Source organism: Rhizobium sp. SRDI943 (assembly GCF_057653695.1).
Genome location: NZ_CM172787.1, coordinates 2,145,269 through 2,168,386 on the forward strand (window position 1 = coordinate 2,145,269; position 23,118 = coordinate 2,168,386).

The following is a 23,118-nucleotide window of genomic DNA, read 5'->3' on the forward strand; positions in this document are numbered from 1 at the left end:
ATGGAAACAGTTTTCCCTTTGACGACATTTGCTGACCTTGGCTTAAGCCAAAAAGTGCTATCCGCTGTTACGGACGCGGGCTACACGATCCCCACGCCTATTCAGGCGGGAGCCATCCCGTTTGCGCTTGAGCGCCGCGATATTTGCGGTATCGCGCAGACCGGCACTGGCAAGACGGCATCCTTCGTGCTGCCGATGCTGTCGCTTCTGGAGAAGGGCCGTGCGCGTGCGCGCATGCCCCGCACGCTGATTCTCGAACCGACGCGCGAACTCGCTGCCCAGGTCGCCGAGAATTTCGAGAAATACGGCAAGAACCATCGCCTTAACGTCGCCCTTCTGATCGGCGGCGTTTCCTTCGAGGACCAGGACCGCAAGCTCGAACGCGGCGCCGATGTACTGATCTGCACCCCCGGCCGCCTTCTTGACCATTTCGAGCGCGGCAAGCTGCTGATGAGCGGCGTCGAGATCCTCGTCATCGACGAGGCCGACCGCATGCTCGATATGGGTTTCATCCCCGATATCGAGCGCATCGCCAAGATGATCCCGTTCACCCGCCAGACGCTGTTCTTCTCGGCAACCATGCCGTCGGAGATCCAGAAGCTCGCCGACCGTTTCCTGCAGAATCCCGAACGTATCGAGGTCGCAAAGCCGGCTTCCGCGGCCGAGACCGTGACACAGCGTTTCGTCGCCTCCCACGGCAAGGATTACGAGAAGCGAGCGGTTCTGCGAGAACTCGTCCGCGCCCAGACCGAGCTCAAGAACGCCATCGTCTTCTGCAACCGCAAGAAGGATGTCGCCGATCTCTTCCGGTCACTCGAGCGTCATGGCTTCTCGGTCGGCGCCCTGCATGGCGACATGGACCAGCGTTCCCGCACGATGACGCTGCAAAGCTTCCGTGACGGCAATCTCCAGCTTCTGGTCGCTTCCGACGTCGCCGCCCGCGGCCTCGATATCCCTGATGTCAGCCACGTCTTCAATTTCGACGTGCCTATTCATTCCGAGGATTACGTCCACCGCATCGGCCGCACCGGCCGTGCCGGCCGCTCGGGTGCCGCCTTCACGCTCGTCACCAAGCGCGACACTAAGTTCGTCGATGCCATCGAGAAGCTGATCGGCGAAAAGGTCGAATGGCTGAGCGGTGACCTGACGTCGCTGCCGCCGCCGGCAGAAGACAGCCGGGACAGCGAACGCCCGCGCCGCAACGGCCGCGAGCGTGGCGCCAGAGATGGTGCAGGCCGAGATCGTGCGCCGAGAGAGAATGGCGACAAGGATCGTGGACGCGGACGAGGCAATCGCGCCGCCGCGAGTCATAAATCTGATAACGACATACAGGATAATGGCGTCGACGTGATTGAAGCAGCACCAGTAAAGGCCGACATCGTGAAGAACGAGCGCAAAGCAGAGCAGAAGCCGCAGAACAACGCGCGCAACAGTCGGCCTTACCCGGCAAACGACGACAGCCGCGACCGCCGCCGTCATCGCGACCACGACGATGGCCCGACCCCGGTCGGCTTCGGCGACGATATCCCCGCCTTCATGCTGATCGCCGGCAGCGCCAAGGTCTAAGCATTATCATGGGTAGGCCCGGCATTGATTTTCCGGGTCTCGGCGTTGGCCTGGTGATTCTGCGCGACGCCAGGATCCTTCTTTACAAACGCATGCGACCACCTGAAGCCGGCTATTGGAATATCGTTGGCGGCAAGGTGGATCACATGGAGCCGGCTGAGACTGCCGCGCGCCGCGAGGCCGAAGAAGAAACCGGTCTGACGATCGGCCGCATCGAACGAATCGGCATGACCGAACAGATCATCGATGCCGACCGCCAACACTGGATCTCGATTCTCTATCTCGCCCGCGACGTCAAGGGCGAGCCGCAGCTGACCGAACCGGACAAGCTTTCGGATTTCGGCTGGTTTCCGCTGACGGATTTACCCGAGCCACTGTCGGCCTTCACCAAGGCGGCGATCGCAGCCTTGTCGCCCGCTGAACGCGGCTAACTATTCGGCGCGAAGCGACGCCTCATAGGCAAGCCTCACCCATTTCGCCATCAGATCGGGATCGTCGTAGGCCTCGTCGGGGATCGACCAATAGGGCATTTTTACCGGCTTGCCCTTCTTGCCCTCATAAGTCCATTGCGTGGCGCCGGCAGCGGCAAATTCCGGGGCGCTCGTCTCATCGGCCTTCAGCAGCATCTCGTCGCGCACTTCAAGCGCGATGATCCGCCCGAGATGATAGATACCTTTGCCGCCAAACATGCGCTTGACCGTGACGGGGCCGAGCCCCTGAAACATTTCCTCGATCCCGGCATTGTCCATTCTCTACTACCCTCGAAATGCTTCCGAAAGGATGCACGGCGCTCTTATCACAGCGCGTGATAATCCCGGTTCATATAGATGAGCGCCGGGTGCTTTTCGCTGAAGCGGACAGCCGCGACCTCGCCGAAGATGACATTGTGCGTCGGCATTTCCTTGATATCGATCACCCGGCAATCGAAGGCGGCAAGTGCGTCGGCTAGCACGGGCGCACCGGTGGCAAGCATCTCGAAACGGGCGCTGGCGAAACGGTCGTCATTGGCAAGCGACGTGCGCCCGGAAAAGGCATCGGCAACACCCTGATGGTGGGCGCCGAGCGTGTTCAGCGCGAAAATGCCGCTGCGAAAGAAGATCTCGTTCTTCGGATTGGTGTTGTTGAGGCAGATCAGCACCGAGGCCGGATTGTCCGAGACCGAGCAGGCGGCGGTGATGGTGACGCCGCGGCGCAGCTCGCCCATCGCCGTCGTCACGAGCTGCACATGGCCGGCATAACGGCTCATGGCATCGCGATAAAGGCCGGGGTCGATATGCTGCCTGTTCAACACCTGCTTCTCCCGTACGCGCTTACTCTGTCTGGATCCACTTGCTATCGCGCCAATATGGCGAGCATCGGTTACCTTTTCTACAATAGGACCGGTGAAAAGCGCTGTGTTGCGCTTGTTTTTCTTTGACGATCGCGGCCTTGCGGATAAAAGGGCATGGACGATGGCTAGGGATCTCCGCCTTTCATGATCAACCTGCGTGGCATAGCAGCTTTTCTGGCGCTGCTGGGAGCGGCGGCTGAAAGCCATGCGGCCGGCTTGACGATCGGTGTCGTCGCCCCTCAGAACGGACCGCTCGCCCTCCTCGGCGCCCAGATTGCCGCCGGCGCCGGTTTCGAGATCCAGCAATCCGGAAATACCCTCGTCGCCATCAACGAGACCTGCGAGGACAATAGCGGTGCCGCGATCGCCGATGCGCTTGTCAATGCAAAGGTGCAGGTCGCGGTCGGCTTTCTCTGCAGCGAAACGCTGGAAGGCGCGCTGCCGAAGCTGAAGGACGCCAATATTCCCGCGATCACCGTCTCCGTGCGCTCCCGCATCCTGATGGAGGATGCGCTGAAGAACGGTTGGCCGCTCTTTCGGGCAGCGCCCGCCGACGGTGCCGAAGCGGCAAAGATCATCGAGGTGATCTTGAAGGACTGGGCCGCCGATCCGATCGCCTTGATCGAGGACGGCACCATCCATGGTCGCGAACTGACGGAAGCGGTGCGCAATGCGCTGGAGCAGAACGGCCTGAAGCCGGTCTTTACCGACACCTACCGGCCGGGACAGGAACAGCAGATCGCCCTCGTCCGCCGCCTGAAACGAGCCGGCGCCACCAGGGTCTTCATCGGCGGCGACCGCAACGATGTCGCCGTCATCGCCCGCGACGCCAAGGTCGAGAACATCCAGCTATCCATCCTCGGCGGCGATGCCATGCGCGCTGCCGACCAGCCGCTGCCGCTGGATGCCGGCGTGCGTGCCGTCGCCCTGCCCGAATACGCCATCCTGCCGGAAGGCACGGCTGCGGCCGACGCGCTACGCGCCAAAGGCATCGAGCCGGAAGGTTATGTCCTGCCGTCGCTGGCCGCAGCCCTCATTGCCGGCCAGGCCGGGCAAGCCGCCGCTGCGGCGGGCAAACCCCTCCAGGAGACGCTTCTCGGCACGACATTCCAGACAGCGGTCGGCACCATTGCCTTCACCGGTGCGCATGAACTTTCGCAAAATCCCTACCGCCTGCTCGAATGGCGGGGCAACGGCTTTTTTCCACCGGCCGCGCCGACGCAATGAGCGGCGCGCCAGCCTTGAATTCGGGCCCGGCGCTCAAATGGCGGCCCATACGGAGTAAGATTTGATGACGCTGCCCATTCGCATTGCCCCCTCGATCCTCGCGGCGGATTTCGCCAGGCTCGGCGAGGAGGTGCGCGACGTGACGGCCGCCGGCGCCGACTGGATCCATCTCGACGTGATGGATGGGCATTTCGTGCCGAACATCTCCTTCGGCCCCGATGTCATCAAGTCGCTGCGCTCCTATACATCGGCCACCTTCGACTGCCACCTGATGATCTCGCCGGTCGACGACTATCTCGAAGCCTTCGCCAAGGCCGGCTGCGACCGTATCACCGTCCATGCCGAAGCCGGACCGCATCTGCACCGCTCGCTGCAGACCATCCGCAATCTCGGCAAGAAGGTCGGCGTGACGATCAATCCGGCGACGCCGCTCAGCGCTATCGAAAACGTGCTCGACGATGTCGATCTCATCCTGATCATGTCGGTCAATCCAGGTTTCGGCGGGCAGAAATTCATTCCGGCGATGGCGAACAAGATCGCGGCGGCGAAATCACTGATCGGTGACCGGACGATCGAACTCCAGGTCGACGGCGGCGTCACGGTGGAAACGGCGCCTGCGATCGCGCGGGCGGGCGGCAACGTTCTCGTCGCCGGCTCGGCAATTTTCAAGGGCGATACGGTCGAGGATTATCGCCGGACTGTCGCCGATCTGCGTCAGGCAGCCGAAGGGGCACGAGCATGAACAAACGTCTGATCATCGGTGGCATGCTTGCTGCCGCATTTGCCGGCCTGCCCGGCCTGTCACTTGCCGGCGACATCGCCAATATCCAGCCGATCGGCTTTTCCGCGGACGGCAAGGTCTTTGGATTTCAGGAGTTCGGCATCGAGGAGAGCGGCAACCTTCCCTACTCCAACACCTATTTCATCGATACCGAAGACGGCCACTATCTCGAGGGCACGCCCTTCCATACCGAACTGACCGATAAGGACGCCAATCTCTCCAAGGCGCGGCGGCAGAACCTGACGGCGGCGCGCAGCCAGATGGACAAATACGATCTCCTGACCAATCCCGGCCTGATCGCCGCCTTCAATCCGCCGACCGAACTCGGCTCCCCTTCGAAGACGATCCGCTACACGACGCTTGCGACCGACGGCCCGCCGAAAGCGCCTTACACGCTCTCGCTCGGCGAGATGCCGGTGCCGACGCCGAAGGATTGCGCTGCAGTCGACAAGCGGGTCATCAGCTTCAGCCTGCAGATGATCGAGAAGGAAGGCGCTCCGAACCGGCAGGCGGCGCGCCAGGCCACCGCAGTTCCGGCCGAGCGCGTATGTTCCGTCGAATACCGGATCGGCGGCGCCGTGGTCTATCAGCCGGAGGCCGGAAACCAGGTTCACATCGCCCTCGTCCTGGCCTTCGATGCCGACAGGAACGGACGCTGGATTGCCGTTCCGGTTCATCCCTGAGCATGGATCGCCCGAGGACGGATCGCCCCAGGATGGATCGTCTAAGAGCTGCACGGCCGCCCTATCCCGATCTGATTGCCGGTGCGTTGCTTTGGGGCATGCAGATGCTTGCCGCCGCAATGCTCGGCCTTTACCTGCGCAACGGCCTGCAGACGAGCCGCCTTGCCGAGATCGCCGCACTCTATTTCGCCGGCGGCCTGTTCGCCTGGCCGTTCGCCCTGCCGGTCGCCCGCTTCCTCGCCTATGGCAGGCAGCCGGAAGCACGTTTTGCCGCTTTTTTCGTAACGCTGACAGCGGCCACGATCCTGATGACCGCCTTCCTCTTCGCCATGGAATACCGGATCTTCTATTCGCGCTGGCACGCCCCCTTCGGCAGTATCGTCTGGGCCTTCCAGTTCGTCTTCACCAGTATCAGCGCCGTCTACCAGTTCCTGGTGATCGGCCTGCGTCTCTTCCTGCCGCTCGGCCTCGTCTGCCTTGTCGCAAGCAGCTATCATCTTGCCAAACGCATGCGTTGAGATTGCCGCCCGTCTTTGCTACAGGGGCCTAAAGCAATTTCAGCAAAAGTGCCCAGCGGTTTTGCGTCCGGAATTGCGTCTTAGACGCTCAAACCTCTTGAAGTGAAGGCAGCCGCCCATGATCCCGCGTTATTCCCGGCCCGAAATGGTCGCCATCTGGTCTCCCGAAACCAAGTTCCGCATCTGGTTCGAGATCGAGGCGCATGCCTGCGACGCGCTGGCCGAACTCGGCGTCATCCCGAAATCGGCGGCAAAGACGATCTGGGAGAAAGGCGGCGCCGCCACCTTCGACGTCGACCGCATCGACGAGATCGAGGCCGTCACCAAACACGACGTCATCGCCTTCCTCACCCATCTCGCAGAGATCGTCGGCCCGGATGCACGCTTCGTCCACCAGGGCATGACCTCGTCCGACGTGCTCGACACCTGCTTCAACGTCCAATTGGTACGCGCCACCGACATCCTGCTTACCGATATCGACCGGCTGCTCGAGGCGCTGAAAAGCCGCGCCTTCGAACATAAGGACACTGTCACCATCGGCCGTTCGCACGGCATCCATGCCGAGCCCACCACCTTCGGCGTCAAGCTGGCGCTTGCCTATGCCGAATTCGAGCGTTGCCGCCAGCGCCTCGTCGCCGCCCGCGAGGAAGTCGCGACCTGCGCCATATCGGGCGCCGTCGGCACTTTCGCCAATATCGATCCGCGCGTCGAGGAACATGTCGCCGAGGCCCTTGGCCTCAAGGCCGAGCCGGTTTCAACGCAGGTCATCCCGCGTGACCGCCACGCGATGTATTTCGCCACCCTCGGCGTCGTCGCCTCGTCGATCGAGCGGCTGGCGACCGAGATCCGCCACCTGCAGCGCACCGAGGTGCTGGAAGCCGAGGAATATTTCTCGCCCGGCCAGAAGGGCTCTTCGGCCATGCCGCACAAGCGCAACCCGGTTCTGACCGAAAACCTCACCGGCCTTGCCCGCATGGTTCGCTCCTACGCCATGCCGGCGATGGAAAACGTCGCTCTTTGGCATGAGCGCGATATCTCGCATTCCTCGGTCGAACGCATGATCGGCCCAGATGCCACGGTGACGCTCGATTTCGCCCTGTCACGGCTTGCCGGCGTCATCGAAAAGCTGCTGGTCTACCCCGAGAACATGGAAAAGAACCTCAACAAGTTCCGCGGCCTCGTCCATTCGCAGCGCGTCCTGCTGGCGCTGACCCAGGCCGGCACCTCCCGCGAGGATGCCTATCGGCTGGTCCAGCGCAACGCCATGAAGGTCTGGGAACAGGGCAAGGACTTCCTGGAAGAACTGCTTGCCGATGCCGAAGTCCGCGCTGCCCTGTCGGAAGAGGACATCCGCGAAAAATTCGACCTCGGCTACCACACCAAACACGTCGACACGATTTTCCGGCGGGTGTTTGGGGCGGCGTGAGCGGGCTTGAGATCGGTGCTTATCGATTGAAGCGAGCGATAAGCTCGACGTCTGCTTCGGAAGTAGCGCTTTGGATCTCAGTGATGATGATATCCCCACGCCCGGCCGACGCATTTCGCGTTTTTGGATTTGATGAGAGGTGAAAGTCGCCCCCTGCTTCACGGTTCGCTATGACCGGATTCAGCCGCTGACGCAGTGACGCCTGCCACCCAAAACACAATATCAACAATGACAACAGAGATTCTCATGAAGAAAGCATTCATTCTGTCGGTTGCCACGATGTGCGCCAGTGCAGCGTTGACTAGTTGCACGACGACCGGTTCGGATGGATTGTCGCGTCATCAAAAAAATGTCACCGCGGCAAGCGGTGAGCGCACCAAGCTTGGTGTCGCCTTCAGTCTCAATCCTGACTGCAGCGCAAAAGCAGTACCAGAGGTCCGCATTCGCGAGTCCCCTAAGCATGGCAAAGTGGAGAGCCTGCGCGAACTCGCGTTCCCCAACGGCAAGGGCGAATATAAGAAGTGCAATGGTACAAAGGTGCTTGCCACGGTAGGGTACTACACCTCTGACAAGGGCTTTGTCGGCAAGGACAGAATTGTTGTTCGCACGTCCGATAAAAACGGCCATGTCGACGAAGGTGTGTTGAATATCACCGTTGTCGAATAGTCGTGCTGCGATGGCGGCCCGGCATGGTGATCTGAGGATGCCGCCGGCCCAAGAACCAAACTTCGACTGTCTGAACATGCGACACGGGATTTTCTTTGTTCGGCCCTCCATCTCCTTGCGGGGGGGACATGCCCAAGCTCAGGGAGATCAAGACCTCCGCACGCTGATCTCAGGCAGTCGGTAAGCCCAATAAAATTAGTCGACCGATCTCTACCTCTGCTTCACCGGCTTGGCTGAAACCCGTCGTTTGCGCACTTCCGCCTTTTTCGACGGTGTCGCATTTGCTGCTTCGGTTGACTCCTCTGTCCTGCAAGCCTCCGTCTCGCCCCTGCCCTTTGCGGCCTTGGCGACCAGCTCGTCGAGACGTTTCAGCTCCTCCTCGTCGAGATTCTCGATGCCGATGAAACGGTTTTCGGCATGGCTGGTCAGGATGATTTCGTTGAGCTTGGCCTGGATCGCTCGCGTGTCGCGCGTTTGGGCGTTCTGCAGCACGAAGACCATCAGGAAAGTGACGATCGTCGTGCCGGTATTGATGACCAGCTGCCAGGTTTCCGAATAGTCGAAGAAGGGGCCGAGTGCCGCCCAGATGACGACGGCAATCAGTGCCAGGATGAAGATGACAGGCTTGCCCGCCCATTCCGATACCTTGGTTGCGAAGTGGGCAAACAGATGCTTCATCGTCACCTCAAAGATCCTCCCTCGAAGTCTCCAGAGCACGATGCCGACGACATCATGCTCTCGGCTAAACAAACTCCGAGGCAGGTTCGAGGTTCCCCCCGGAATCGAGATTCCTCCCGGTCCGGGATTCCCCGCAGAAAGCGCCGTGGTTACGCTGTGGCTTCCCGCGCAATCAGCTTGCGATAGAGATGCCAGGTCGCATGGCCGAGGATCGGGATGACGAGCGCAAGCCCGGCAAAGACCGGGATCGTGCCGATGAGGAGTAGCGCGGCGACAATCAGGCCCCAGAGCAGCACCGGCACCGGATTGAGAATCGTCGCGCGGATCGACGCCGTGACGGCAGCGACTGCCCCGACATCGCGGTCGAGCAGCAGCGGAAAGGTGATCACGGTCATCGCCAGCACGACGAGCGCAAAGACGAAGCCGGTGAGATTGCCCCAGATGATCAACTGCATGCCCTCTGACGTGCCGAAGACCTGGCGGAAGAAATCCCCCATGCTGCGCGGAAAGACCTCGCCGAGCAGATTGCTATAGAGCGTCTGCGCCGTCACCAGCCAGACGACGAAGAGGCCGCAGAGCATCAGCCCGACCGCGACAATCGACGGCAGCGCCGGTGAATGGCGTACGTCCAGCGCATGCGTCCAGGACGCGTCGAGGCCGGCCTCGCGCCGGCGGCTGATCTCATAGAGGCCAATCGCTGCGATCGGGCCGATCAGCACGAAACCCGCCATCAGCGGGAAGACCATCGGCAAAAGGTTGGCGCCCGAGGTCCACAGCGTCAGGAAGACGCCGGCGATCGGGTACATCAGGCACAGGAACACATAATGGGACGGTTTCTCCATGAAATCTTCGTATCCGCGCTTTAGCGCGTCGAAGACGTCAGCGATACCGATGCGATTGACAACGGGCCGCGCCAAGCTTTCGCTGGCACCCGTCATGACATGAAATGCCGCCATGGTTTTCTCCTCCTCAGCCGAGACCTGATCGGCGGCGGACAGCATCGGCGGCCAAGCCGATACGAATTCCGCAACCGGCACTGGAGCAATATAGCAACTTTCAACGCCTGTGTCGCTCTCTCCCTTGACACTCCCTCTTGACATCTTGGACCAGCTTTCTCACATCGGCGGCACTATGAAAGCCTCAGACGCAGATATCCTCATCATCCCCGGTTACACCAATTCCGGCCCGAGCCACTGGCAAAGCCGCTGGGAGGCAAAGCTCAGCACGGCGCGGCGCGTCGAACAGGCCGAATGGACGAAGCCGGTCCGCGAGGACTGGATCGCCCGCATCGCCGAGGAGGTGAACGCCTCGACCCGCCCGGTCGTCCTCGTCGCCCATTCGCTGGGCGTGCCCTCGGTGATCCACGCCATCCCGCATTTCCGCAATCGCGTGGCGGGCGCTTTCCTCGTCGCCCCGCCCGATGTCGCCAATCCCGACATTCGCCCGAAGCACCTGATGACTTTCGGCCCCTATCCGCGCGATCCGCTGCCCTTCCCGTCGATCACGGTGGCCAGCCGCAACGATCCGTTCGGCAGCTACGAGCATGCCGACGATGTCGCCAGCAGCTGGGGCTCCTTCCTCGTCGATGCCGGCGAGTCCGGTCATATCAATGCCGATTCCGGTCACGGCCCGTGGCCAGAAGGCACCATGGTCTTTGCCCAGTTCCTCGGCCGGCTCTCCCCCTGATCGAGGAAAAGGCGCTATCCCGCTTGTTGAGCAAGTGCTTTCTAAGTCTTTCTTAATGGAATGACAGCAGACTGCGCCGAGGTGAGATAAGCGAGAATGCCCGTGAAGAAAGCCCATCCAGAGGCCGGTGATCCGCATGGCGATGCGGCTGAGGCAGGTATCGGCAATGGGCCGACCGACGATTCCGACCTGGCAGAGCGGGAAACCCGCTGGAACCATGCGCTGGTCGGCTCGGGCCTTGGCGTATGGGATCACAACTACCGTCTCGACCGGAAATATTACTCGCAGACGTGGAAAACCATCCGCGGCATGGCACCCGACGAAGAAGCCGCCGGCGAATACGATACCTGGCTGCAGTTGGTCCATCCCGATGATCGCGATTTCGTCGTCCATGCGATCGACCGGCAGAATGCCGGCGATCCGCATTACCAGATCTTCGAATATCGCGAGCGTCACAAGGATGGCCACTGGGTCTGGATCGAGTGTCGCGGCGCCTGCGTGGAATGGGACGAGAATGGCGTGCCGACGCGCATCGTCGGCACGGATACCGATATCACCGCCCGCAAGCAGGCCGAGGAGACGCTGTCGCGTCTGTCGCGCCGGCTCGATCTGGCGCTGGAGATTTCCCGCATCGGCGTCTTCGAGGCGGATATCGAGCATGATACCGTCGAATGGGACGACCGCCTCATTGCCATTTACGGGCTGCAGGGCGCCTCACGCCAGATCGCCAGCGACGCCTGGGCGAAAAGCCTGCATCCCGACGACCGCGAGCGTGTGCTTGGCTTGTCGGACCGTAGCGTCGAAAGCGGCAGTGATTTCCAGCAGGAATACCGCATCATCCGCGGCGACGGCGCCGAACGCGTCATCCGCGCCCGCTCGGCCTTCTTCATCGACGGCAACGGCCACCGCAAGCTGATCGGCGCCAACTGGGACGTCACCGAGGAAGTCGCACTGCGCAACGAGCTGCGCCGTGCCAAGGATCTGGCCGAGGCGCGCAACCGCGAGCTCGAAGCCGCCAAGGAGAGCATCGAGCATCTGGCGTTGCACGATTACCTCACCGGCCTGCCGAACCGCCGCTATCTCGACAAGATGCTGGACGAGCGTGCGGCCGAATGCCGGGCCAAGGGCATGGCGATGGCGATCCTGCATATCGATCTCGACCGCTTCAAGCAGATCAACGACACGCTCGGCCACCGGGCCGGCGATGCCATGCTGCAGCATGCCGCAAGCGTGCTGAGAACGTCCGTCCGCGCCGTCGACTTCGTGGCCCGCATCGGCGGCGACGAATTCGTCATCCTCTGCATCGTCGATCCCGCATCGAAGAAGATCGCCAGTCTTGCCGAACGTGTCATCCGCGAATTGCGCAAACCCGTCAGATATGAGGGACACGATTGCCGTTTCGGCGCCAGCATCGGCATCGCCATCGATAGCGGACCGACGCTCGACGCCAAGCAGATGCTGCTCGACGCCGATATCGCCCTCTACCGTGCCAAGGGCCTGGGCCGCAACCGCTTCGAATTCTTCTCGGCCGCTGCCCGCCGCGACATCATCTCCGCCAAGCACCTTGCCGACGAGATCTTGATCGGTCTTGAGCGCAATGAATTCGTGCCTTTCTATCAGCTGCAGTTCGATGCCCGCACGCTCGATGTCGCAGGCGTCGAAACACTTGCCCGCTGGCAGCACCCTGTGCACGGGCTGCTGACGCCCGACCGCTTCCTCGACATTGCAGAGGATCTCGACGTCGTCTCGACCATCGACGCCCTCATCCTGGAGCGTGCCATTGCCGACCGGAAGGTGTGGCTGAAGGACGGGCTGGCCATCCCGAAGATATCGGTCAACGTCTCCGCCAGGCGGCTCGCCGATCCCGATCTGGGCAAAAAGCTCCGCGCCTTGAAGATTGAGCCCGGCACCTTCTCCTTCGAGCTGCTGGAATCGATCTCGCTCGACGATTGCGACGAGGCGGTGGTCGCCAACCTGAAAAAGCTGCGCAAGCTCGGCATCGACATCCAGATCGACGATTTCGGCACCGGCCATGCCTCGATCGTCAGCCTGCTGCGCCTGAGCCCGAAGACGCTGAAGATCGACCGCGAGCTGATCCGCATGCTGCCGCAATCGGCAGAGCAGCGCAAACTGGTCGGCTCGATCATCGATATCGGTCGCTCGCTGAACATCCTCGTCATCGCCGAGGGCGTCGAGACGGCGGAGCATATCCGCATTCTCGAAGAACTCGACTGTGACACGCTGCAGGGCTATGCGCTCGCCCGGCCGATGCCGGCCATGCAGATCCCCTCCTTCATCCGCGCCGGAAGCTGGCGCCACGGGCAAATCGCCGCTCGCGCCTTGCAGGCGCAGCTTCGCCGCGCCCTGCCAGGCAGAGCCGCCAAATAAAAACCTGCATAAGCGGCCCGCCATTTCGCCTTCATTCCACCGTAGAGGAAAAGGCGCTAAACTGGTCTTGCGAATTCATTCGATTCTCTTGGCAGTATTCCGTAAAATCGGGAACCGGGCCGCGAAATCCGGAAACCAGGGAAGGAGCGACAGGCGGATTGTGAAACCATCTCTTTTCCTTTAAGGGGACGCCACGAGATCGATCCACTCGCGCTATCCCAAGAGCGCCAACAATAGAGAATGACCACGATGAACCGTCGCCGCCGTATCTACGAGGGCAAGGCAAAGATTCTGTATGAGGGCCCGGAACCGGGTACTTTGATCCAGTTCTTCAAGGACGATGCCACTGCCTTCAACAAGAAGAAACACGAAGTCATCGATGGCAAGGGCGTCCTCAACAACCGCATCTGCGAATATATCTTCAGCCATCTGAACAAGATCGGCATCCCTACTCATTTCATCCGCCGGCTCAACATGCGCGAGCAGTTGATCAAGGAAGTGGAGATGATCCCGCTGGAGATCGTCGTGCGCAATGTCGCGGCCGGTTCTCTTGCCAAGCGCCTCGGCATAGACGAAGGCGTCGTGCTGCCGCGCTCGATCATCGAATTCTATTACAAGTCCGACGCGCTCGACGATCCGATGGTCTCCGAAGAGCACATCACCGCCTTCGGCTGGGCAAACCCCGCCGAGCTCGATGACATCATGGCGCTTGCCATTCGCGTCAACGACTTCATGACCGGCCTCTTCCTCGGCGTCGGCATCCAGCTCGTCGATTTCAAGATCGAATGCGGCCGCCTCTTCGAAGGCGATATGATGCGCATCATCCTCGCCGACGAGATCTCACCGGACAGCTGCCGGCTCTGGGATATCGAAACCCACGAGAAGATGGACAAGGACCGCTTCCGCCGTGACCTCGGCGGGTTGCTCGAAGCCTATTCCGAAGTCGCGCGCCGTCTCGGCATCATCAATGAAAACGAGCCTGTGCGCGGCACCGGCCCGGTTCTCGTCAAGTAAGGCAGGAAAGACAAAGTGATCAAGGCTCGTGTCACCGTCACGCTGAAAAACGGCGTTCTCGATCCGCAGGGCAAGGCTATCGAGGGTGCGCTTGGCGCCCTCGGCTTCTCGGGCGTCGGCCATGTAAGACAAGGCAAAGTCTTCGACCTGGAATTGGAAGGCGCCGACAAGGGCAAGGCCGAGGCTGACCTCAAGGCCATGTGCGAAAAACTGCTCGCCAACACGGTGATCGAGAACTACGCAATCGCGATCGACTGATGATCACAGACCCGTCGTCTGGCGGACTTTGAGGATTTGGCGTCATGATGAAAGCAAAGCTGGAGACGGAAGTCTCGAAATATATGAGCTATGTTTTGCGTCATGCGCCTGATGTCGCGGGCTTGACGCTTGATAGCGAGGGTTGGGTGTCGTTTGACGAACTCGAAAAAGCGTTGGCGTCGAAATACGACGTTTCCCGCGCCGATATCATCGAGATTGTCGAGAACAATCCGAAGAAGCGCTTTACGCTTACCGATAACAGAATTCGCGCAAACCAAGGTCATAGCGTCGACGTCGATCTCGCATTGAACCAGGTTGAACCGCCCGCCGCTCTTTTTCACGGCACGTCTCTGACGAACTGGCAGTCGATCGAGCGCGAAGGCTTGAAGAAGATGCAGCGGCACCACGTTCATCTGTCGGCGGATGTCGAAACGGCGAAAATCGTCGCAACGCGCCGCAAGGGTGAACATATCATCCTAGGTGTGGACGCGGCCCGCATGTTTTCAGAAGGTCATTCTTTCTTTGTCTCCGACAATGGAGTATGGCTCGCCGAAAGCGTTCCAGTTCAATATCTTTCGCGAAACGCAGGGACCCCATGAAATCAGCCGTCGTTCAACTTCCGGGCCTCAACCGCGACCGCGACATGATCGCCGCCCTGACCAAGATCTCCGGCCAGGCACCGGTAACGATCTGGCAGACGGAAACCGAGATCCCCGATGTCGACCTGATCGTCATCCCCGGCGGCTTTTCCTATGGCGATTATCTGCGTTGCGGCGCGATCGCCGCCCGCATGCCGGTCATGCAGGCGATCATCGACAAGGCTGCAAAGGGCGTGAAGGTGCTCGGCGTCTGCAACGGCTTCCAGATCCTCGTCGAGGCTGGCCTGTTGCCCGGCGCGCTGATGCGCAATTCCTCGCTGAAATTCGTCTGCCGCGAGATCAAGCTCGAAGTCGTCAATGCCGAGACGGATTTCACCCGCGCCTATGCGCAGGGTCAGGTCATCCGCTGCCCGGTCGCCCATCATGATGGCAATTATTTCGCCGACGATGCGACGCTGGCTGCGATCGAAGGCAATGGCCAGGTGGTCTTCCGTTATGCCGAGGGCACCAACCCGAACGGCTCGATCAACGATATCGCCGCCGTCATGAACGAAAAGGGCAACGTGCTCGGCATGATGCCGCATCCCGAGAACCTGATCGAGGCTGCCCATGGCGGCTCGGACGGTCGCGGCCTCTTCGCCTCGGCGCTCGACGTCATCGCCGCCTGAACCTCGGCCCACGAAAATCCTTCTGTTCGGACCTGGAGCAATCGATGCGCCCTCGCCTCTCCGTCGCACACGCCGCCCTGTTGACCGCTATCGCAGCCATGGTGGCAGCTTGCCAGACGCCGGCGCCGACAGGCCCGAACCGCGCCGCACTGCCGACGATGGAACGCGTGGCGCTCGGCGCCAATGCCTGCTGGTTCAAATCGGGCGATCCGGCCTTTGCAGCCTACAAGCTCGCGCCGGAACTCAATTCCTTCTCCGGCCGTCCGCGCATCCTGCTCGTCCATAAGGGCAGCCCGGAAAGCCGGCCGCTGCTCGTCGTGCAGGCCGAGGGAAGCCCGTCGCGCCTTCAGGCCTTCGGTCCGATGATGCAGGAACCGGTCGCCGGCCGCATCACCACCGACGTCAATCGCTGGTCCAGCGGCAACAAGGCCTGCAGCTGATTGTCCCGCTGACGGCGCCGCGCGTCTTCCAAGACGCACAAAGGGCGCTGCAACACTTTGAATGCCGGATATTTTTGCTGAAATCGATTCCGTTTTAAGGAATTGTGCAGCAGCTCGAAAGCACGTTCAGTCCCAGAAAAACGACTTGCCGACTTCGCGCGCGGCGTCGGACTGCGACACGCCGATATCCTTGAGCGCGGTCGCAGTCAGCTCCCTCAGCGCGCGCCGGCCTTCCCGCTTCTGATGCCAAAGAAGAATGGCAGCCCAGATCCGGCCCCGGCGTGTCGTCACCTCGGCAGGCGCGGCGGGAAGGATAATCTGCCTCCTGTCTTCGTAAGAGACAATCGGTACAATCGGCATTTTGATCTCAGGTAAGGCAGACATTCCAGGAATCCTCTCGGCTTGCCATTAGAATTGACTCATACTCTTGACCGATACAATGTGCCAATATATACAATTGTCACCATGACAAATTGGCTTCCCGATATTTCCCGCGGTTCCGGGCCGGTCTATCTCCGGCTTGCCGACAGCATCGAATCCGCCATATCAAGCGGCGCCCTGCCCGCCGGCAGCAAACTGCCGCCGCAACGCAACCTCGCCTATGATATCGGCGTGACGATCGGCACGATCGGCCGCGCTTATGCGCTGGTACATGAGCGCGGCCTGGTCGCCGGCGAAGTGGGGCGCGGCACCTACGTGCTGAACCGCTCCGAGACGCAGCCCGGCGAACAGATCGATCCGCTGACTGTCTCGCTCGGCGGCACCCGCGTCCAGGATGCGCCTGCGGACAAGATCCGCTTCGACACGACAGCCGCGCCCGATCTCGGCCAGGGCAAGATCATCGCTGGCATCCTCGCCGAGATCGGTGAGCAGCACCTTGCCGAAATCTCTTCCTATTCCCGGAGTTTCCCGCGCAACTGGTTCGAGGCCGGCCGCCTATGGCTTGCCCGCAGCGGCTGGACGCCGGAGGTCGAAAATATCGTGCCGACGCTCGGCGCCCATGCGGCAGCGATCGCTGTCATCGCCGCCGTCTCAGCGCCGGGCGACAAGATCGTCTTCGAGGATCTCACCTATACCCAGGTTAGCCGCAGCGCCCGCCTTCTCGGCCGCCGCACGCTGACGGTCGATTCCGATGAGCTCGGCGTGATCCCCGAGGATTTCGAGCGGCTCTGTCAGCAGCAGCATCCGAAGATCGCGTTCCTGATGCCGACCGTCCACAATCCAACGCTGGCGATCATGCCCTATGAGCGGCGCGTGGCCATCGCCGCAATCGCCAGAAAACACAGTGTCTGGTTGATCGAGGACGACCTCTACGGCGGCATGGCCGACGACGATACGCCGTTGCTCGCCTCCATTGCGCCCGATCGCACCTTCCTCGTCAACGGCCTGTCGAAATCGGTCGCCGCCGGCGTGCGCGGCGGCTGGGTCGCCTGCCCGCCGCATTTTGCCCAGCGCATCAAGGTAACGCACAGGATGATCACCGGCGGCCTGCCCTTCATCCTGGCGGAGACCTGTGCGCGCCTCGTCGAAAGCGGCGCGGCGCACGAGATTCGCAAGGCAAGTGTCGAGGAACTCTCCCGGCGCGTCCGTCTGGCCCGCGAACAATTGCAGGGCTTCGATTTCGAATCGCACGTACACGCGCCCTTCCTCTGGCTGAAACTGCCGGAGCCCTGGATGTCCGGCACCTTCAAGAATGCCGCCTTCCGCGACGGCGTGCTCGTCGACGACGAGGACGAGTTCAAGGCGGCGCGCGGAGAGAGGCCCTATCATCGCGTTCGCATCGGTTTTTCCTCGCCGAAGACCGGGCAGGAACTGATCTCGGGCCTGATGATCCTGCGCCGTCTGCTGGAAAACGGCGGCTCCGCCTATGATGGCGAAATATGACGTGTTGCAAATACACGCCATAAATCGGAAAAAACGCTGACGCCTATTCGGAGCGCTTTACCGACTCAACCTCCATGTTACCTCTTTGTTGTTCCCGTCTGACGCGAATCAAAGGACAGCAAATGAGGGTCGACTTCGGAAAGATCGCGTTGCGTTTTTTGGGTATGGCATCATTAGCAGCGGCAGCCGCCATCTCGGTTGCGGGCTCGGCAACTGCCGGCGAGCAGATATTTGATGAATTACGCTTCGGCGTCTCGGCCTCGGTACAATCGGGCCATTCCAGAGAAGACGGCGTCTTTCCGGAGATTACCGCTCTCTTCGATCCCTTCGGCTACGATACGGCGGTCGGCTGGCAGCAACAGCTGCTGCATCCTCGTGTGCATCTCGGCACCTCGATCGGCACGTCAGGCGAGGCCACCCAGTTCTTCACCGGATTCACCTGGACGGTCGATTTCAACGAGAAGCTTTTTGCCGAAGCCGGCTTCGGCGGCGTCATTCATACCGGCGAGCTCGACGGTGATGATGACGGCCCGGAACTCGGCTGTCGCGTCCTTTTCCACGAATATCTGGGCGCCGGCTATCGTTTCAACGCCCACTGGAATGTGATGGCCCAGGTCGCCCATTCCTCGCACGCCAATCTCTGCGACGGGCCAAACGACGGCATGACGCGCGCCGGCTTGCAGGTCGGCTACAAATTCTGAGAGTCCGTTCGACAATTTCAGCGGGTTGGCCGACGGATGATTGAACTGCTCATTACGGCCGTCTGATCGGCCATCGGCAGGCGGGAACCGTTCAGTCCCATGTGGGACGAACAGACTTCAACTCGCCCTGACAAGCAGCAGCGACGCAGTCCGCCAGGCTGCCAAACCGAAGCGCCTTACCCGTCAATCCAGGACCGTAGTGAGCGAACTTCGCGGAATTGGTGATAATTGTATCGACCGATTTTGGGATGACAGGCTCCGCAAGTGTGCACCAGCACGCATCGGTTACGAATTCTACGCCGAAGTCCGACAATTTGCCGACGAGATTCGCAGCGGAAGCCCTTTCGAACGTCGCACGGTTGCAGGTAACCAGAACCTTGACGTCGGGATGTTTCGCCAAGCCTTCGCAGAGCGCGGCCAGCCGCTCGCATTCGTCGAAAGAGAAATGGGGATTGCCCAGCGCAACGAACTCGATGGCATCCACAGACCCGCCGTTGAGTTTCCTCCACTCCGCAACGACGTCCTTGGGACAGATTTCGTAGCTCGCCTTGATGTTGCTTCCGACAATGCTCTCAAGGCTGTCGGCCTCCGGCGTGACACCGACGATATGGAACATCGGAGAGCCTGATGTCGTCGCAAAACCCGCCCCGAACGCCTTTAGGTCGTCCAGATTCGGCTTCCAAGTCTCGAGGCCGATCACGACCGGAATTTCATCTCCGACAAGCTTGCCGATGTGGTAGCCGAGAATGGGGTAGACCATGTCATCCCACGACACGAAGCCCGACACATTGACCACGAGGCTGGCGCGCCTGTTGTCGGCGATATGCGGCCCGGTCAGCGGCGCGCGCCCGGTGAGAGCGATGCACAGATCCAGGTAGTCAGGATACTTGGCAGTGCGAGCACCCAAAACACTGTTCGCGAATACGACGGCGTTCGACTCCGCCCAGGCCACCTGCTCACCCTGCCTGGGTGCGGACGACAGCTGATAGGGCGCGCAGGTGAACGTCTTTCGTGCTCCCATGGAGGCGTAAGCCTCACCCAATTCGGATGCGGGTCCGGCGACGCCGGGAGACACGCCCTGCTCCCGCCAACGCATCTGGTCCACCGATATCGAGTTCAGGGTCGTTGGAACGACAACCCTACCCTCCCAGTCCCGCATGCGTTTCGCGAATTCCAGGCTGGTCGGCCCGGTGTAGATGCAGCCATCGATGTGGACCTGGGAGATGTCGATAAGTTCCGTCGCTCCCTGAATTTCAGCCATGCGCGTCGTGGCCCTCATTGCCACCTGCACAGCCTTGCCCATCTCCCCGTTCAAAGCCGACCGATCCCTCGATGTCAGCGCTATCGAATTTCCATAGGTGCGATCGGCGGCATCGAAACCGGGGGCGGTTTCGATCCAGCTCGCGATGACCTTGTCGCCGATGAGGGTGACTTCAGGGATAGAGTGCAGCTCGGCGAAGTCGTCTTCGGAGAGCTGGACAACGGGGATCGATCGGCCGAACACTTCGTCAGCGACGATCACTCCGAGCGACAGTATTTCCTCCTGGCGCGAGACCACGATGCCGGCGGGAGCGTGCCCGTTCATGATCAGCTCCATAAGCACGCTGCTGCCCGTACACGAACCGCGTCCGCCGGGGATGGCGAGAATCTTTCCTGTCAGGACCTGTGTCGACAGGGGATGGTGACGGTCGATGACTTCTCCCGTCTGGGAGTCGACGCCGCCCCAGAAGCTGAGCGCCGTGTCGCTGAATACGATCGACCCCGTAGCGAAGCCAGCGACAAGCGCGCGCCCGGCAAACACCTTTTCGTCTGCCTGTTGTTGTATGTCCGGCATTGTATCTCGATACCATCAACCAAGAAGAAAAGTTTCCTATAGGAAACATCAGCGGCACACAAAAGCTGAGGCCGGAGCCTTGCCCCATTGCTATCGATCGACAACCGAAAGCAAGTTGTCAAACAGACTTTGAGAAGCAGCCGCCTTTACCCAAGACAAAGAAGTCGCCCGCCCTCTGTTGACGGCGGGCATTTTCCTGTCGCGCGCCGTCGCTACATAAGCTAAAGACAGCGCAAAACGCGCCAGGGACTTTCCGCTCATGACCATTTCAAACACCATCCCGATCACGCCGGAACTCATCGCACGCCATGGCCTGAAGCCTGACGAGTACCAGCGTATTCTGGATCTGATCGGCCGCGAACCGAGCTTCACCGAGCTCGGCATCTTCTCGGCCATGTGGAACGAGCACTGCTCCTACAAATCCTCGAAGAAATGGTTGCGCACGCTGCCGACCAAGGGGCCGCGTGTCATCCAGGGCCCGGGTGAAAATGCCGGCGTGGTCGACATCGATGACGGCGATTGCGTCGTCTTCAAGATGGAGAGCCACAACCACCCCTCCTATATCGAACCTTATCAGGGCGCTGCGACCGGCGTCGGCGGCATCCTGCGCGACGTCTTCACCATGGGTGCGCGCCCGATCGCCGCGATGAACGCGCTGCGCTTCGGCGAGCCGGATCATCCGAAGACCCGCCATCTCGTTTCCGGCGTCGTTTCCGGCGTCGGCGGCTACGGCAATTCTTTCGGCGTACCGACGGTCGGCGGTGAGGTCGAGTTCGACGCCCGCTACAACGGCAATATCCTGGTCAATGCCTTTGCCGCCGGCATCGCCAAATCCAACGCCATCTTCCTGTCCGAAGCCAAGGGCGTCGGTCTTCCGGTCGTCTATCTCGGCGCCAAGACCGGCCGCGACGGCGTCGGCGGCGCGACGATGGCATCGGCCGAATTCGACGAATCGATTGAAGAGAAGCGCCCGACCGTACAGGTCGGCGACCCCTTCACCGAGAAATGCCTGCTGGAGGCCTGCCTCGAGCTGATGCAGACCGGGGCGGTCATCGCCATCCAGGACATGGGTGCAGCCGGCCTTACCTGCTCCGCCGTCGAAATGGGCGCCAAGGGTGATCTCGGCATCCTGCTCGAGCTCGACAAGGTGCCGGTGCGCGAAGAGAGAATGACGGCCTACGAGATGATGCTGTCTGAAAGCCAGGAGCGCATGCTCATGGTGCTGCAGCCGGAGAAGGAACAGGAAGCCAAGGCGATCTTCGTCAAGTGGGGCCTCGATTTCGCTATCGTCGGTAAGACGACCGACGACCTGCGCTTCCGCGTCATGCATCAGGGCGAGGAAGTCGCCAACCTGCCGATCAAGGATCTCGGCGACCAGGCGCCGGAATATGACCGCCCCTGGCGCGAATCCGGCAAGCATGGCCCCCTGCCCGCCAATCTCGTCGCCGCACCCGAGGATTACGGCCAGGCGCTGCTGCAACTCGTCGGCTCCGCCAACCAGTCGAGCCGCCGCTGGGTCTATGAGCAATACGACACGCTGATCCAGGGCAATTCGCTGCAGCTGCCGGGCGGCGATGCCGGCGTCGTGCGTGTCGACGGCCATCCCTCCAAGGCGCTCGCCTTCTCTTCCGACGTTACTCCGCGTTATGTCGAGGCAGACCCCTTCGAAGGCGGCAAGCAGGCGGTCGCCGAATGCTGGCGCAACATCACCGCGACAGGCGCCGAGCCGCTCGCCGCCACCGACAATTTGAACTTTGGCAATCCCGAAAAGCCCGAGATCATGGGCCAGTTCGTTCAGGCGGTGAAGGGTATCGGCGAGGCCTGCCGCGCGCTCGATTTCCCGATCGTCTCCGGCAACGTTTCGCTCTACAACGAGACCAACGGTGTCGCCATACTGCCGACCCCGACGATCGCAGGCGTCGGCCTGCTGCCGGATTGGCGCAAGATGGCCCGCATCGGCAGCGCCAACGATGGCGATAAGGTCATCATGATCGGCGTCGACGGCAGCCATCTCGGCCAGTCCGTCTATCTCCGCGACGTGCTTTCCAGCCGCGAAGGTCCGGCACCGGAGGTGGATCTGTTTGCCGAGCGCCGCAACGGCGATTTCGTTCGCTCCGTCATCCGCAACGGCCAGGCAACCGCCTGCCACGACATTTCCTCCGGTGGCCTTGCCGTGGCGCTCGCCGAAATGGCGATGGCCTCAGGCAAAGGCCTGACGATCGATCTGAGCGAAGGCAAGGGTGAACCGCATGCGCTGCTCTTCGGCGAGGATCAGGCGCGCTACGTCCTGACCTTGCCTGCCGATGTCGCCGATTTCGTCTGCGTCAATGCAGAAGGTGGCGGCGTTCCCTTCCGCCGTCTCGGCACGGTCGGAGGAACGGCGCTCGTCGTTGGCGATCTCATCTTGCTGCCGATTCAGCAATTGCGCGATGCCCATGAATCATGGTTCCCTGATTTCATGGAAGGCCGCGGCGAACTTGCCGCTGCGGAATGATGCGCAAGGAGTAACGATCATGGCCATGAAACCCGGCGATATCGAAGACATGATCAAGGCTGGGATTCCCGGTGCCAAAGTGACTATCCGCGATCTGGCGGGCGACGGCGATCACTACGCCGCCGAAGTCGTCGCCGAAGCCTTTCGCGGCAAGAGCCGTGTGCAGCAGCACCAAATGGTCTACGAGGCGCTGAAGGGCAATATGGGCGGCGTACTGCACGCTCTGGCCCTCCAGACCTCCGCGCCGGAATAGAGCCAGACGCAATCCGGATGACGA

25 protein-coding genes are annotated in these 23,118 nt (G+C 61.3%); 19 read left to right on the plus strand and 6 right to left on the minus strand.

Annotated features, from left to right (window positions below; all coding sequences use genetic code 11):
- Both AC245Y_RS11190 and AC245Y_RS11195 read left to right on the plus strand, forming a co-directional pair.
- A complete protein-coding gene (locus AC245Y_RS11190) occupies nucleotides 1–1,566 on the plus strand; it encodes a DEAD/DEAH box helicase (RefSeq protein ID WP_012757613.1) in 1,566 nt (521 codons plus the stop codon).
- Between the two features lie 8 nt (nucleotides 1,567–1,574).
- Nucleotides 1,575–1,997 (plus strand): NUDIX domain-containing protein, encoded by a 423-nt coding sequence (locus tag AC245Y_RS11195; protein ID WP_017994189.1) that lies wholly within the window; start codon nucleotides 1,575–1,577, stop codon nucleotides 1,995–1,997.
- On the opposite strand, the gene AC245Y_RS11200 is transcribed toward AC245Y_RS11195, so the two are convergent.
- Together AC245Y_RS11200 and AC245Y_RS11205 are read right to left on the minus strand one after the other, a co-directional pair.
- The gene (locus AC245Y_RS11200; protein ID WP_003540033.1) at nucleotides 1,998–2,315 is read right to left on the minus strand and encodes a TfoX/Sxy family protein; all 318 of its coding nucleotides are present in this window, start codon (nucleotides 2,313–2,315) and stop codon (nucleotides 1,998–2,000) included.
- A gap of 47 nt (nucleotides 2,316–2,362) precedes the next feature.
- On the minus strand, nucleotides 2,363–2,857 hold the full coding sequence (locus AC245Y_RS11205; protein WP_003559728.1) for a flavin reductase: 495 nt from the start codon (nucleotides 2,855–2,857) through the stop codon (nucleotides 2,363–2,365).
- Nucleotides 2,858–3,040: 183 nt separating this feature from the next.
- Here AC245Y_RS11205 and AC245Y_RS11210 point away from each other — a divergent pair, with 183 nt between their 5' ends.
- The 6 genes from AC245Y_RS11210 (at nucleotide 3,041) to AC245Y_RS11235 (ending at nucleotide 8,197) form a co-directional block, all read left to right on the plus strand.
- Nucleotides 3,041–4,123, plus strand: a complete 1,083-nt coding sequence (locus AC245Y_RS11210; RefSeq protein WP_017994190.1) for a branched-chain amino acid ABC transporter substrate-binding protein — start codon at nucleotides 3,041–3,043, stop codon at nucleotides 4,121–4,123.
- A gap of 64 nt (nucleotides 4,124–4,187) precedes the next feature.
- The gene (rpe, locus tag AC245Y_RS11215) at nucleotides 4,188–4,865 is read left to right on the plus strand and encodes a ribulose-phosphate 3-epimerase (protein ID WP_017994191.1); all 678 of its coding nucleotides are present in this window, start codon (nucleotides 4,188–4,190) and stop codon (nucleotides 4,863–4,865) included.
- Nucleotides 4,862–5,587 (plus strand): DUF2259 domain-containing protein, encoded by a 726-nt coding sequence (locus AC245Y_RS11220; RefSeq protein WP_012757617.1) that lies wholly within the window; start codon nucleotides 4,862–4,864, stop codon nucleotides 5,585–5,587. Before rpe ends, AC245Y_RS11220 begins: the two co-directional genes overlap by 4 nt.
- 32 nt (nucleotides 5,588–5,619) lie before the next feature.
- A complete protein-coding gene (locus AC245Y_RS11225; protein ID WP_085989690.1) occupies nucleotides 5,620–6,105 on the plus strand; it encodes a hypothetical protein in 486 nt (161 codons plus the stop codon).
- Between the two features lie 118 nt (nucleotides 6,106–6,223).
- Nucleotides 6,224–7,531, plus strand: coding sequence for an adenylosuccinate lyase (gene purB / locus AC245Y_RS11230; RefSeq protein ID WP_017994193.1), 1,308 nt, complete (start codon nucleotides 6,224–6,226; stop codon nucleotides 7,529–7,531).
- Nucleotides 7,532–7,777: 246 nt separating this feature from the next.
- Nucleotides 7,778–8,197: a hypothetical protein gene (locus AC245Y_RS11235; protein WP_017994194.1), complete on the plus strand. Its 420-nt coding sequence runs from the start codon at nucleotides 7,778–7,780 to the stop codon at nucleotides 8,195–8,197.
- A 210-nt stretch (nucleotides 8,198–8,407) separates the two neighbouring features.
- Here AC245Y_RS11235 and AC245Y_RS11240 read toward each other — a convergent pair whose 3' ends face one another.
- Together AC245Y_RS11240 and AC245Y_RS11245 are read right to left on the minus strand one after the other, a co-directional pair.
- Nucleotides 8,408–8,875: a low affinity iron permease family protein gene (locus AC245Y_RS11240; protein ID WP_017994195.1), complete on the minus strand. Its 468-nt coding sequence runs from the start codon at nucleotides 8,873–8,875 to the stop codon at nucleotides 8,408–8,410.
- A 149-nt stretch (nucleotides 8,876–9,024) separates the two neighbouring features.
- The gene (locus AC245Y_RS11245) at nucleotides 9,025–9,831 is read right to left on the minus strand and encodes a DUF2189 domain-containing protein (protein ID WP_012757623.1); all 807 of its coding nucleotides are present in this window, start codon (nucleotides 9,829–9,831) and stop codon (nucleotides 9,025–9,027) included.
- A 175-nt stretch (nucleotides 9,832–10,006) separates the two neighbouring features.
- On the opposite strand from AC245Y_RS11245, the gene AC245Y_RS11250 reads away from it, so the two are divergent.
- The 7 genes from AC245Y_RS11250 (at nucleotide 10,007) to AC245Y_RS11280 (ending at nucleotide 15,928) form a co-directional block, all read left to right on the plus strand.
- On the plus strand, nucleotides 10,007–10,561 hold the full coding sequence (locus AC245Y_RS11250) for an alpha/beta hydrolase (RefSeq protein ID WP_012757624.1): 555 nt from the start codon (nucleotides 10,007–10,009) through the stop codon (nucleotides 10,559–10,561).
- Nucleotides 10,562–10,657: 96 nt separating this feature from the next.
- A complete protein-coding gene (locus tag AC245Y_RS11255; protein ID WP_017994197.1) occupies nucleotides 10,658–12,949 on the plus strand; it encodes a putative bifunctional diguanylate cyclase/phosphodiesterase in 2,292 nt (763 codons plus the stop codon).
- A 249-nt stretch (nucleotides 12,950–13,198) separates the two neighbouring features.
- Nucleotides 13,199–13,963, plus strand: a complete 765-nt coding sequence (purC, locus tag AC245Y_RS11260) for a phosphoribosylaminoimidazolesuccinocarboxamide synthase (protein WP_003540062.1) — start codon at nucleotides 13,199–13,201, stop codon at nucleotides 13,961–13,963.
- A 15-nt stretch (nucleotides 13,964–13,978) separates the two neighbouring features.
- Nucleotides 13,979–14,221 carry a phosphoribosylformylglycinamidine synthase subunit PurS gene (gene purS / locus AC245Y_RS11265; protein WP_012757626.1) on the plus strand — a complete coding sequence of 81 codons (243 nt, stop codon included), beginning with the start codon at nucleotides 13,979–13,981 and terminating at the stop codon, nucleotides 14,219–14,221.
- Nucleotides 14,222–14,265: 44 nt separating this feature from the next.
- Nucleotides 14,266–14,820, plus strand: coding sequence for an RNA 2'-phosphotransferase (locus AC245Y_RS11270; RefSeq protein WP_017994198.1), 555 nt, complete (start codon nucleotides 14,266–14,268; stop codon nucleotides 14,818–14,820).
- The gene (gene purQ, locus AC245Y_RS11275; RefSeq protein ID WP_017960637.1) at nucleotides 14,817–15,488 is read left to right on the plus strand and encodes a phosphoribosylformylglycinamidine synthase subunit PurQ; all 672 of its coding nucleotides are present in this window, start codon (nucleotides 14,817–14,819) and stop codon (nucleotides 15,486–15,488) included. The genes AC245Y_RS11270 and purQ overlap by 4 nt, the downstream gene beginning before the upstream one ends.
- Before the next feature lie 44 nt (nucleotides 15,489–15,532).
- Nucleotides 15,533–15,928 (plus strand): hypothetical protein, encoded by a 396-nt coding sequence (locus AC245Y_RS11280; RefSeq protein ID WP_017994199.1) that lies wholly within the window; start codon nucleotides 15,533–15,535, stop codon nucleotides 15,926–15,928.
- 126 nt (nucleotides 15,929–16,054) lie between these two features.
- Here the strand turns inward: AC245Y_RS11280 and AC245Y_RS11285 are convergent, their stop codons facing one another.
- Entirely contained in the window at nucleotides 16,055–16,312 is a 258-nt protein-coding gene (locus AC245Y_RS11285) for a DUF1127 domain-containing protein (protein WP_012757630.1), read from the minus strand.
- Between the two features lie 81 nt (nucleotides 16,313–16,393).
- Between AC245Y_RS11285 and AC245Y_RS11290 the strand changes: the two genes are divergently transcribed.
- Both AC245Y_RS11290 and AC245Y_RS11295 read left to right on the plus strand, forming a co-directional pair.
- Nucleotides 16,394–17,812 (plus strand): aminotransferase-like domain-containing protein, encoded by a 1,419-nt coding sequence (locus AC245Y_RS11290; RefSeq protein WP_017994200.1) that lies wholly within the window; start codon nucleotides 16,394–16,396, stop codon nucleotides 17,810–17,812.
- A gap of 122 nt (nucleotides 17,813–17,934) precedes the next feature.
- Entirely contained in the window at nucleotides 17,935–18,513 is a 579-nt protein-coding gene (locus AC245Y_RS11295; protein ID WP_012757632.1) for an acyloxyacyl hydrolase, read from the plus strand.
- 91 nt (nucleotides 18,514–18,604) lie between these two features.
- Here the strand turns inward: AC245Y_RS11295 and lhpI are convergent, their stop codons facing one another.
- Nucleotides 18,605–20,347: a cis-3-hydroxy-L-proline dehydratase gene (gene lhpI / locus AC245Y_RS11300; protein WP_017994201.1), complete on the minus strand. Its 1,743-nt coding sequence runs from the start codon at nucleotides 20,345–20,347 to the stop codon at nucleotides 18,605–18,607.
- 259 nt (nucleotides 20,348–20,606) lie between these two features.
- On the opposite strand from lhpI, the gene purL reads away from it, so the two are divergent.
- Complete coding sequence (gene purL / locus AC245Y_RS11305) at nucleotides 20,607–22,841, plus strand: phosphoribosylformylglycinamidine synthase subunit PurL (RefSeq protein WP_017994202.1); 2,235 nt, start codon at nucleotides 20,607–20,609, stop codon at nucleotides 22,839–22,841.
- Between the two features lie 19 nt (nucleotides 22,842–22,860).
- Nucleotides 22,861–23,094: a BolA/IbaG family iron-sulfur metabolism protein gene (locus tag AC245Y_RS11310; RefSeq protein WP_003540079.1), complete on the plus strand. Its 234-nt coding sequence runs from the start codon at nucleotides 22,861–22,863 to the stop codon at nucleotides 23,092–23,094.
- Nucleotides 23,095–23,118: the final 24 nt, after the last annotated feature.